This window comes from Actinomycetota bacterium (assembly GCA_030650795.1).
Taxonomy (GTDB): domain Bacteria; phylum Actinomycetota; class Actinomycetes; order S36-B12; family S36-B12; genus UBA11398.
Genome location: JAUSDJ010000017.1, coordinates 441,999 through 452,760, shown reverse-complemented (window position 1 = coordinate 452,760; position 10,762 = coordinate 441,999). Strand labels below are relative to the sequence as shown.

The 10,762-nt window shown below is 59.5% G+C and carries 10 protein-coding genes and 1 tRNA gene; 4 read left to right on the top strand and 7 right to left on the bottom strand.

From position 1 onward, the window contains the following. Positions 1-183: 183 nt before the first annotated feature. Positions 184-256, bottom strand: a tRNA-Arg gene (locus tag Q7L55_06005). 95 nt (positions 257-351) lie between these two features. Between Q7L55_06005 and Q7L55_06000 the strand changes: the two genes are divergently transcribed. Then, positions 352-594, top strand: coding sequence for a superinfection immunity protein (locus Q7L55_06000; protein ID MDO8732110.1), 243 nt, complete (start codon positions 352-354; stop codon positions 592-594). Between the two features lie 6 nt (positions 595-600). On the opposite strand, the gene hemL is transcribed toward Q7L55_06000, so the two are convergent. Genes hemL through hemE form a run of 6 tightly spaced genes read right to left on the bottom strand, consistent with a single transcriptional unit; the run spans position 601 to position 7,100 of the window. Then, a complete protein-coding gene (gene hemL / locus Q7L55_05995) occupies positions 601-1,893 on the bottom strand; it encodes a glutamate-1-semialdehyde 2,1-aminomutase (protein MDO8732109.1) in 1,293 nt (430 codons plus the stop codon). A 3-nt stretch (positions 1,894-1,896) separates the two neighbouring features. Next, entirely contained in the window at positions 1,897-2,871 is a 975-nt protein-coding gene (hemB, locus tag Q7L55_05990; GenBank protein MDO8732108.1) for a porphobilinogen synthase, read from the bottom strand. Between the two features lie 12 nt (positions 2,872-2,883). Beyond that, positions 2,884-3,963, bottom strand: a complete 1,080-nt coding sequence (locus Q7L55_05985; protein ID MDO8732107.1) for a ferrochelatase — start codon at positions 3,961-3,963, stop codon at positions 2,884-2,886. After that, a complete protein-coding gene (locus Q7L55_05980) occupies positions 3,942-4,652 on the bottom strand; it encodes a chlorite dismutase family protein (protein MDO8732106.1) in 711 nt (236 codons plus the stop codon). The genes Q7L55_05985 and Q7L55_05980 overlap by 22 nt, the downstream gene beginning before the upstream one ends. A 3-nt stretch (positions 4,653-4,655) precedes the next feature. Continuing rightward, positions 4,656-6,026: a protoporphyrinogen oxidase gene (gene hemG, locus Q7L55_05975; protein ID MDO8732105.1), complete on the bottom strand. Its 1,371-nt coding sequence runs from the start codon at positions 6,024-6,026 to the stop codon at positions 4,656-4,658. A gap of 3 nt (positions 6,027-6,029) precedes the next feature. After that, positions 6,030-7,100, bottom strand: a complete 1,071-nt coding sequence (hemE, locus tag Q7L55_05970) for a uroporphyrinogen decarboxylase (protein MDO8732104.1) — start codon at positions 7,098-7,100, stop codon at positions 6,030-6,032. A 75-nt stretch (positions 7,101-7,175) separates the two neighbouring features. On the opposite strand from hemE, the gene Q7L55_05965 reads away from it, so the two are divergent. From Q7L55_05965 to Q7L55_05955, 3 genes are all read left to right on the top strand, one after another. Then, positions 7,176-8,435, top strand: coding sequence for a glutamyl-tRNA reductase (locus tag Q7L55_05965; protein MDO8732103.1), 1,260 nt, complete (start codon positions 7,176-7,178; stop codon positions 8,433-8,435). After that, positions 8,428-10,065 (top strand): hydroxymethylbilane synthase, encoded by a 1,638-nt coding sequence (gene hemC, locus Q7L55_05960; GenBank protein MDO8732102.1) that lies wholly within the window; start codon positions 8,428-8,430, stop codon positions 10,063-10,065. Before Q7L55_05965 ends, hemC begins: the two co-directional genes overlap by 8 nt. 133 nt (positions 10,066-10,198) lie before the next feature. Next, positions 10,199-10,744 carry a single-stranded DNA-binding protein gene (locus Q7L55_05955; protein ID MDO8732101.1) on the top strand — a complete coding sequence of 182 codons (546 nt, stop codon included), beginning with the start codon at positions 10,199-10,201 and terminating at the stop codon, positions 10,742-10,744. Positions 10,745-10,762 lie beyond the last annotated feature (18 nt).

Sequence of the window (10,762 nt, the reverse complement as noted above, 5' to 3'; positions counted from 1 at the left end):
GGGTCGAGTGGTACAACACCCGTCGCCTGCACAGTAGCCTCAGCTACAACAGCCCCGAAGAGTTCGAGCAAGCCCACTACGCAGCCCTCAACCGAGAGTTGCAACCCGCATAGGAGCGGCACAGAACCTGGGGCGCTTCAGTCCCGGGACAGGGGTTAACGATGTCCCGGGACTTCACAAAAGTGCGCCCGGAGGGAATCGAACCCCCAACCAACAGGGTAGAAACCTGTTGCTCTATCCGTTGAGCTACGGGCGCTTGCGGTGGCCATTCTTTCTTGGCGTATTGACCTTCGAGAACTTGGGTGTCAGGTCGATCAGCAGTCGCTGATTTTCCACCTACGATCATTGTTCATGAGCCAGTATCAAATTGAACCAACAAACCGCTCGTGGACGACAACCAAGGTGGTCGCGGTCATCGTTGCGATTCTGAGCGCGGGCTACCTGCTTCCTTGGGCTATTGCTGCTGTGCGTGATGTTCCGCATTGGTCAGTGTTCTGGGTCAATCTGCTGCTGGGCTGGACGATCGTGGGATGGATCGTGGCTCTGGTGATGTCACTTCGTGCACAGCGGCAAAGGATCATCGGAACTCTTTAACCAGCCTTAATGGGCGGCGATTCTCGCTGACTCGTTCGCCGCGCTTTCGATGGTGGCGAGGTCTTCGTCGCTATGGGCAGCTGAGACGAACCAAGCCTCATACGCCGACGGTGGGAGCCAGACTCCGTTGTCGAGCATCGCATGAAAGAACCGGCCAAACACTGCGGTGTCTTGAGTCTTCGCGTCGTCATAGTTCTTCACTGGTTGATCGGTGAAGAAGAAACTGAAGAGATTGCCGGCCATTTGCGTCTGGTGGGCGATGCCATGCTTGGTGAAGGCTGCGCTGACGATGCTTGCGACGGCGGTGGCCGTTGCATCGAGGTGGTCGTAGACATCCGGAGTGCAGAGCTTGAGAGTCATGAGTCCGGCTGTAGTGGCAAGGGGATTGCCGCTGAGCGTCCCGGCCTGATAGACCGGGCCGGCGGGAGCGAGTAGGTCCATGATTGATGCGCTGCCTGCAACCGCTGCCAATGGCATCCCGCCACCGATGACTTTGCCGTAGGTGAACAGGTCGGGCGTCCACTGCTCTTGCTTGCCTTCTTCCCCCCACCAACCATCGGCAGCCACTCGGAAGCCCGTCATGACTTCGTCGAAGATGAGCAGCGCACCATTGGCTTTGGTGATGTCACTGAGTCGCTTGTTGAATCCAGGTGGCGGCGGAACTACGCCCATGTTCGCTGGGATGGCTTCTGTGATCACCGCTGCGATCTCTTGACCTCGCCGTGAAAAGAGTGCCTCGAGAGCAGGGATATCGCCATATGGAAGGACAACGGTGTCTTGAGCTGAACCCGGAGTGACGCCAGGCGAGTCAGGAAGACCAAGAGTTGCCACGCCAGAGCCCGCCGCGGCGAGCATCGAATCGGCATGGCCGTGATAGCAACCGGCGAACTTCACGACGACAGAGCGATTGCTGGCTGCACGGGCGATGCGCAGCGCCGTCATGACTGCTTCAGTGCCGGAGTTGGTGAACCGCACCTTTTCAATTGCGTCAACCCGATTGACGATTGCCTCAGCGAGTTCAACTTCGGGTGGACACGGCGCACCGAAAGAGAAGGAGTCCTTCGCCGCCGCTGTTACTGCCGCGACTACCTCGGGGTTGGCGTGGCCAAGAATTGCCGGCCCCCATGCGCCGACGAGATCAACGTAGGTCTTGCCTTCGACGTCAGTGACGCGCGAGCCATGGGCTTGCGCGACATACGGCGGAGTTCCACCCACCGAACGGAAGGCTCGGACAGGCGAGCTCACTCCGCCGGGGATCACATTCTGGGCGCGGTCGAACCACTCTTGCGAAGTTGTCATCACTTATCGATTCAGCAGGTGGGCGACCTCGGTTGCCCAGTAGGTGGCGATGATGTCGGCGCCTGCTCGCTTGACGGAAGTCAGGGTTTCCAGAATGGCGCGCTCGCGGTCGAGCATTCCGGCTGCAGCTGCGGCTTCGATCATTGACGATTCACCTGAGACGACGTAGGCCGCAACAGGGACGTCCACATCAGCAGCAACGCGAGCGATGATGTCCAGATAGGGCAAGCCTGGTTTGACCATCACGATGTCAGCGCCCTCGGCCACATCGAGCCGTACCTCGCGGATGGCTTCGGTGATGTTCGCCGGATCTTGTTGGTACGCACGACGATCGCCATCAAGGCTTGATTCCACTGCATCGCGGAAAGGGCCGTAGAACGCGCTGGCAAACTTGGCCGCGTAGGCCAAGAGAACTGTGTCGGTGGCATTGGCAGCATCGAGGGCTTCGCGCACGGCACCGACCTGTCCATCCATCATGCCGCTCAAGCCAAGAATGTCGGCTCCAGCATCAGCCAGCGTGAGTGACATCCGCTGGTACTGGGTCAGCGTTGCGTCGTTATCGACATTGCCGTGCGCATCGAGCACGCCGCAGTGACCATGGGTGGTGAATTCGTCGAGGCAAAGGTCGGCGATCACAGGCATTGCATCGCCCAGTTCAGCCTTGGTCCATCGGATTGCCTGAGCCAGGATGCTGTTGGGGTCGCAGGCGGCGTCGCCGTTGGCGTCCTTGATCGACGGAACCCCAAAGAGCATCACTGCACCAACCCCTGCAACGGCGGCTTCGTTGACGGCTTTGGCAAGCGAAGACTGTGAGTGCTGCACGACTCCCGGCATTGAGCCAATAGCGATTGGATCTGTCGCGCCTTCGCGGATGAACATTGGCAGAATCAGGTTGGCAGGGTCCAGATGAACTTGGCGCACGAGCTTGCGCAGACCGTCAGTGCGACGAAGTCGCCGCGGGCGCTCGCTGAGATTCATGATGCTGGGAGCCTAGACCCCGGGGATCGTCGGCAATTCTGCTCGGGGGTTGGGGCAGCAGGTGCCCGAACACAGGTCAATCAGATCCGTGCGCGTTGGCTGGCCTATTCGGGCGTCCTCGATCAAATCGGCAAGAGCACTGACGAATGCAGGCGAAGTACCAGGAGTTGGAATACGCACGCAGGCCAGATTGAGCTCTTCGGCCGTCGCCATCGCCTCGGTGTCCAGATCCCACAGCACCTCAATGTGGTCGCTTACGAAGCCGATCGGTACCAGTACCACTGCCGTGGATTGGCCTTCTGCAGCAAGTTCGCGCAGAGCGTCATTGACATCAGGTTCAAGCCATGGAGTCTCAGGAGAACCGCTGCGTGATTGGAAGACAAGTCGGCTGCGCGGATGCAATCCGGTGGCGATACCAACAACGCGCATCACCTTCGCGATGGCCTCTTCGTGCTGCTGCAGATACAAACCGGGGGAGTTGTGTGGTTCAGGCCCTGAGGACTCAGCGCTCGTTACGGGCAGCGAATGAGTTGTGAAGAGCACGTCAATCGCGGATTCCATGTGGTTGTCGTTTACGAGATAGACGAGTGCATTGGCAAGCACCTCAATGATGTGCGCTGTGAAACCGTGTCGGTTGCTGTACGGAAAGGCCATATCGATGCTGATCTGTGGAGCGGCTGCCTCGTCTAATGCAGCCGCAATGTTCTCGCGGTATTGGCGGCATCCGCTGTACGACGGGTAGGCACTCGTCGCAATGGCGAGCACCCTGGAATGACCATCTTCATCGAGGGTGCGAATGGCGTCGGTGAAGTCGGGATCCCAGTTGCGGTTGCCCCAGTAGATCGGCAGGTCGATGCCTCGATCCATCAGTTCGTGATGCAGGGCATTCATCAACTCGCGGTTCTGCTGATTGATCGGACTCACGCCACCAAATCGGAGGTAGCGCTGGCTGACGCTCTCGAGACGCTCGTGGGGAACACCTCGTCCCTCAGTCACTCGCTCGAGAAAGGGAATGACGTCATCGGGGCCCTCGGGCCCACCGAATGAGGCGAGCAGAATCGAGTCGTAACTCATCGAAGGCTGTCGACCCATTCGGCTGCTTCCACACGACGGCCAGTGAAGAAGGGCACTTCCTCGCGCACATGCAGGCGCGCCTTGGCCGAGCGAAGGGTCCGCATCATGTCGACAATCTCATCGAGATCATCAGACTCGAGCGCAAGCAGCCACTCGTAGTCGCCAAGTGCAAATGCGGCAACGGTGTTGGACTGAATGCCGGCATAGTCGCGGCCCATCATCCCGTGCTCTGAGAGCATTTCGCGGCGCTCTTCGTCAGGCAGTAAATACCACTCATATGACCGAACAAAGGGATAGACCGATACCCAATCTTTTGGCTCCTTGCCGAGCATGAAAGAGGGCACGTGTGATTTGTTGAACTCGGCGGGCCGATGCAAGGCCATACCTGACCAGGTGATCTCGAGAACCTTGCCCAACTCGCTGCGACGCAGTTCACGTAGTGCTTTCTGGATTGCCTCGGCGCTCGGTGCGTGAATCCAGGTCATCACGTCGGCGTCGGCGCGCATTGCGGACGTGTCATAGAGGCCCCGCACAACGATGTCCAACTCGGCCCAGCTTGCCAGGAGCTTCTCAAGTTGCTCGCCTGCTTCAGCGCTGGGCTGGCCGGTGCGCTTGAAGGCAGTCCAGCAGGTGTAGCGAATGATCTCGTTGGCCTCGCGCGCGGTGAGATTTGGCGCAGAGGCGACTCGTACGTCGGAAGTGACCATGGCTTAGTTTCGCACCCCATCGATGCTGGCACGCGCCTGCCCGATGGTCCCGGCCAAGCCGTTGCCCGCCATGCCTGACACGGCAACCGAAAGTCCTGGAGTATTTGCGACTGCTGCTCGCAGGGCTGCAGCATTCGCGCGATGCCCGACTCGGGGGTGCAGCAGGGAGCCATTCCAGCGTGCAATGTAGATGCCTTCAAATGCGGCGATCTTGGCGCTCAGGAGTAATTCGAGATCGGCGTGAGCGATCGTGGGTAGTGCGTCGAGAGATTCCTGAATCACTCCGTCGCGACCATACGACAGACGAATCACGTGGCGACCGGGTCCGTATGCCTCGCGTACCCAGCCCCACTTAGACGAGGCATGAGTGATGGCCTTGGCTCGCAGGCCTGGGGTACTCGGAGCGATCAGCGCTCCGGAGCCGAGCGGATCCTCATCAAGGAGCTCGCAGTTAACGACAGCGGCAAAGACGATGACGTCGCCAACGTGCATTTGACTCAGTGGAGCGTGAATCGCAGGCAGTTCTGTCAGTACTGCGGCTGCGCTGCGGGCGTCCAGAGCGACGATGACCTGGTCGGCTGCGAACGCACCGCTCGTTGTCTGCACTGTCCATTGCGAACCGACCGGGCTCACGTTCACCGCGGCAATGCCCGTACGAAGTTCCACGCCGTTTGCATGGAGCACGTCGACAAGCGCAGGAATGAGTGTGGACATTCCGCCACGCAGTCCACGCACTGCTGAGCCCGGAATGCCAGAGGCCGATCGCATAGCTGCAGCCGCATTCGAAAGTCCGCCGTACTTGAAGGTGGCTGCAGTAATGCCTGGACTGGTTGCCTCGGCCTCAGCCAGGTCTGGATGCAAGGCGTGAACTCCACCCACAACGGGTGTAGTGATCAAGTCGGCGATGGGATTACCGAGGCGTTGACGTACGAGCGCACCGAGTGTGAGTTGCGGATCCCATTCGGCCGGCACTGGTGCTTCGTCGAGCTTGACTGCGGCCTGGGCGGCCTCATTTCCGATGATCGCGACAACTTCGGGGGCGAGGGGATCGGTCGGAATGCCAAGAAGGGCGTGTGGCATCGGGAAGATTCCAGTGGGAACCACAAGCCGTGAGTCCGTTCGGCGAGGCTGGACTGATTGCGAGGTCAGCCCCAGTTGTTCGATGAGCGCGAGCGTTTCCGGACGCGTTACCGCGAATGACTCCGCACCAACATCCACGGTCACTCCGGCAAGACTCGCGCCCTGGACTGCGCCACCAAGTCGATCGCTTGCTTCAAGCAGGAGTACCGAAAGGCCACTATTTGAGGCCTCTAGCGCTGCAACTAAGCCGGCTACTCCGCCACCGACAATGACGACATCGTGTTTCTGGACCACGTTTCAACCTTCCTCGTGAACGAGCGCGACCATACGAGTGAGTACATCAGGGTCAGTGTCCGGCGGCACTCCGTGGCCAAGGTTCACCACGTGGCCTGGTGCTGAGAGTCCGCGCTTGAGGACATCACGAACGTTGGAGGCGAGCAGTTCCCACGGACCAGCCAGCAGTTCAGGATCAATGTTGCCCTGCAGCGCGGTTGTTCCGCCGAGCAGGTCGTTTGCGACGTCCAGTGGCGTGAATTGATCAACGCCAACGACAGTTGCACCAACATCGCGCATCGCGACAAGCAAGTGTCCGGTCTTGGTGCCAAAGTGAATTCGCGGAACCGGCAGATCTTCGACCTGCTTCATGACGGCAGCAGAGTGCGGTGCCACGTATGTCTGGTACTCCTCCAGGGTCAATGCGCCCGCCCAAGAATCGAACAGCTGAACTGCGCTTGCACCGGCAATGGCCTGAGTGCGAAGAAAGGTTCCTGTCGTTCTTGCCACCCAAGCCAGAAGTGCATGCCACGTTTGTGGGTCCTCACGCATCAAGGCCTTGGTGTGCACGTAGTCGCGCGACGGTTGACCCTCGACGAGGTAGGAAGCCAGAGTGAATGGTGCTCCGGCAAACCCAATGAGCGGTGTCGAACCCAGTTCGCCAACGAGAATCCCGACCGCTTCAATGATTGGTGCGAGTGCTGCCGGGTCTAGTTCTGGGAGGCCGCCCACCTGCTGAACAGTTCGAATGGGCTCTGCCATCACCGGACCGACTCCGGCGACGATGTCGACATCGATGCCGGCCAACTTCAACGGAATCACGATGTCGCTGAAGAAGATCGCCGCGTCCACCTTGTGACGACGCACTGGCTGGATTGTGATCTCGGCCACCATGTCGGGTCGCAGGCAGGAGTCCAGCATCTCTGTGCCCTCGCGAAGGGCGCGATATTCAGGCAGTGAACGACCAGCCTGACGCATCATCCAAATCGGTCGAGGTGTGGGGCGACCGCCTCGATATGCCGTAATGAGAGCCGAATCTGCCGTCGAACCGTTCATGAGCGGGTGTTCTGCCGGCAGGGCGTCGGGGGAATTCATGACTGAAACTTAGTAGAACCATTCTGAGGACGGTTGCGCGAGATCGCGAAGGCCAGCCAGCCCTAGAATCAGACCATGGTGATGGTCCTGGTCGGCGCGAGCCATCATGACGTCACCCTCGATGAGATCTCTCGACTGGCCGCTGCTGGCCGGGGTCTGGCACTGAAGCTGACTCACTCCAGTCCAGATATCAACGGTGCAGTTGTGCTCTCGACTTGCAACCGCTTCGAGGTCTACCTAGATCTTGAGCGCTTTCACGATGCTGTCGAACTCACGACGGCCTCGGTCGCCGAAGCAGCGAATATCGATCCCGATTTCGTCGTTGATGCCATGCGCGTTGTCGTGGGAACGGCTGTTGGTCAGCACCTCTTCTCTGTTGCCTCGGGACTTGAATCGATGGTCGTCGGCGAGGACGAGATTGCCGGACAGGTTCGGCAATCTCTGGCGACCGCGCAAGATGAGCAGACAACTTCACCGACCCTTGAGCGATTGATGCAGCGGGCACTGGCTACTTCAAAGGCGGTGACGAGTTCAACTGGCCTAGGTGCCGCTGGTCGTTCCATCGTCAGCGTTGGTCTGGATGTTGCTGAGCAGCGCTTCGGAGCACTTGAAGGCAGACGCGCGCTCATTCTTGGAACCGGTTCCTATGCGCGGGTTGTGACTGCGGCGCTGCAGAAGCGTGGCTGCGTCGATATCCACGTGTATTCATCTTCCGGCCGAGCAGCACAGTTCGCGCAGACTCGCGAACTCGTTGCGGTTGAAGGCGATCAACTCGTCTCAGCTATTGCAGATGCCCAACTCATTGCTGCGTGCAGTGGCACAGCCGCATACCTCGTTGATCGTTCAGTCTTGGTCGCCGCTCGCGAGTTGCGCGGAACAGGCGACGCGCCTGTGATCCCAATCATTGATCTTGCACTGACGCCAGACGTTGCGCCGGATGTTGCTGATTGCGGATGGGCGGATGTGATTGACCTTGAAGTCATTCGTGAATTCGCCCCTCGCGAGCATTCGTCTGCGATTCTCGAAGCTCAAGACATTGTGTTGCAGGCAGTCTCTGAATTTGAGCTCACCGAGTCAGGCCGCAGTGCCGATCACGCGGTAGTGGCGATGCGCACCCACGTGATGGCGATCATCAATGAAGAGATGGAACGCATCCGCACTCGCGTCGATGCCGAGACAGCTGAAGAAGTTGCGCGAGCCTTGCACCGCGTCTCGAATACGATCTTGCACACTCCCTCAATTCGAGCACAGGAACTTGCACGCACCGGAGATTTCGCGGACTACCAAAAGGCGATTCATACGCTCTTTGGTATCGACCTCGACGCCCGTGGCTAAGCCGATCCGACTTGGCACCCGCGCAAGTCTGCTCGCCCGGACGCAATCGGCCACTGTTGGCAAGGCGCTCGCTGAACTCGCAAGTAGGCCCTGGGAAGAAATCCACATCCGCACAGACGGCGACGACACCACCACGTCGTTGAACCAACCGGGCAATCCGGGACTCTTCGTCTCCTCTCTGCGCCGGGCGCTGCTGGCCGGTGAGGTCGACGTCATCGTCCACTCCTTCAAAGATCTGCCGAGTGCACCGGAGCAAGGGATCGTGCTGGCGGCTGTACCTGAACGTGAGAACCCACGCGATGTGCTGGTGTGCCGCGATGGACTGACGCTGGCGACTCTTCCGAAGGGCGCACGGGTTGGCACGAGTTCACCGCGTCGTTCGGCAATGCTGCTTGCTCAGCGTCCGGATCTGAGAATCGAAGCAATACGCGGAAATGTCGATACGCGAATTCGCAAAGCTCTCGAGGGCGAAGTAGATGCAGTGGTCCTTGCTTATGCAGGCATTGCTCGCATCGGTCGAACTGAAGTCATCAGCGAAGTTCTCGACCCAGAGGTAGTGGTGCCTGCTCCAGCGCAGGGTGCCCTAGCGGTGGAGTGCCGTGAGGGTGATCCGCTTGCGCTCTTGGTTGCTCAGCTTCAAGATCCGCTGGCTCAGTTGACTACGGCGGCAGAGCGTGAAGTGCTGGTTGGCATCTCAGCCGAGTGCACGACGGCAGTTGGCGCCTACGCGACCTTCGATGGCTCCGAATTGCATCTCGTTGCAGAACTGTTTGATGAGAGTCAGCACGCGCGTGTGCGAACAAGTCGCAAGGTTGAGCTTGGCGATGTGAACACTGCTCGCGCAATGGGCTTGTGGGCTGCATCGAAATTGATGCTCGCAAGTGATGTGAATCCGGTATTGCTCGTTAGGGCACATGACAACGAGGCTGACGAGCAGGCACTTGCTGCTCTCGGTATTGGATCAATCACCGACTCGTACTTGAACATGTCAACTTCGCTATCGCGCGCGAATGCCGACGCGCTCTTACTGAGGCTTGAAGAGGGAGTGGACTGGCTCGTGGTCACCTCACAGGTGGCGATGTCCAGCTGGGCGTCGCTGGTGGGGCGCGAACGACTTGCGAGCGCGCTCGCCGACGCAAAGTCAAAGGGAACGAGAGTCGCAGCCGTGGGAGCCAAGACGGCCGAGAGTATTGAGGCCTTGGGTGCTTCGATCGATCTCATCCCCATGGTGCCGTCAGCAGCTGGTCTCTTGGCCGAGCTGCCGACTAAAGCCGGCACTTTGGTGTTTCCGCATGGCAGCATTGCGATTCGGGCGCTGCCCGATGGGCTCATGAGTCGCGGTTGGAAGGTCACTGAAGGCGTGGTGTACGAGACCAGCGTCGTGCGGCGAGAGCCTCTCTCGACCACATTGCTCCGCAGCGGAGACATCAGCGCGATCATCCTGCGGTCTCCAAGTGCGGCTCGAGCAGTCGCTCAGCACCTTGGAAGCGAAACATCGATTCCGGTGATTGTCTCTGGCCCCACAACAGCTGAAGCGGCGCGTGGCCTGGGCTTCATCGTGGTGGCAATCGCCAGCAGTCCTTCGGCTTCGGATGTTGCCGCCGCCGTTTCAGCAGCAATCGGCGGCTGACCTACAAATCTTCCACTGCTCTTGCGCGCCCTGGTCGCCATCCACAATCCGGACGAGTCGCTCGCGCAGTCCTCTAAATGCACCGCATGGTTGCGGCATCGAGAACGAGCTCGATGCGCAACAGGGAGGTCTCATGCACGACATCACTCTTACCGTTGTGGGCAATGTGGTCAGCGAGGTTTCGCTGAGATTCAGCGCAGCTGGCGATCCCGTCGCCTCTTTTCGCATCGCCTGCACTCCACGCCGATTCGATCGAGCCACTGATCGGTGGATCGATAGCGATACGCACTATTTCGGGGTGTCCTGCTGGCGTGACATGGCTCAAAACGTCGTGCAGTCTGTGACCAAAGGTATGCCGGTCGTAGTGCACGGTCGCTTGCGCTCACGAGAGGTTGAGCGCCCTTGCGGGGAGTCCTCGCACCGCATTCGTTATCAAGATATTGAGGCCCGTTCGGTTGGTCCGGACCTTGCGCGCGGCATCTCCTCTTTCAATCGCGTCAAGCGTCAGGCGGTGGTCGAAAGCGAGGAGCGGCTGATCGCCGATCTGCAGGGTGCTGAGTTGGCCTTGGCGGAACTTGATGAGGTTCCGGAGGGAATTGATCCTGAGACAGGTGAGATCTTGGAAGAGTTCGAGAGTCTTGGTGCAGATCAGATGAACAGCGTCCCGATAGGCGCCTGAGGGATCTGCCCTCGAACT

Excerpts from the sequence above, each read along its gene's own strand:
- Q7L55_06000 (MDO8732110.1), top strand. The coding sequence starts at position 352 with ATGAGCCAGTATCAAATTGAACCAACAAACCGCTCGTGGACGACAACC.
- hemL (MDO8732109.1), bottom strand. The coding sequence starts at position 1,893 with ATGACAACTTCGCAAGAGTGGTTCGACCGCGCCCAGAATGTGATCCCC.
- hemB (MDO8732108.1), bottom strand. The coding sequence starts at position 2,871 with ATGAATCTCAGCGAGCGCCCGCGGCGACTTCGTCGCACTGACGGTCTG.
- Q7L55_05985 (MDO8732107.1), bottom strand. The coding sequence starts at position 3,963 with ATGGGTCGACAGCCTTCGATGAGTTACGACTCGATTCTGCTCGCCTCA.
- Q7L55_05980 (MDO8732106.1), bottom strand. The coding sequence starts at position 4,652 with ATGGTCACTTCCGACGTACGAGTCGCCTCTGCGCCAAATCTCACCGCG.
- hemE (MDO8732104.1), bottom strand. The coding sequence starts at position 7,100 with ATGAATTCCCCCGACGCCCTGCCGGCAGAACACCCGCTCATGAACGGT.
- Q7L55_05965 (MDO8732103.1), top strand. The coding sequence starts at position 7,176 with ATGGTGATGGTCCTGGTCGGCGCGAGCCATCATGACGTCACCCTCGAT.
- Q7L55_05955 (MDO8732101.1), top strand. The coding sequence starts at position 10,199 with ATGCACGACATCACTCTTACCGTTGTGGGCAATGTGGTCAGCGAGGTT.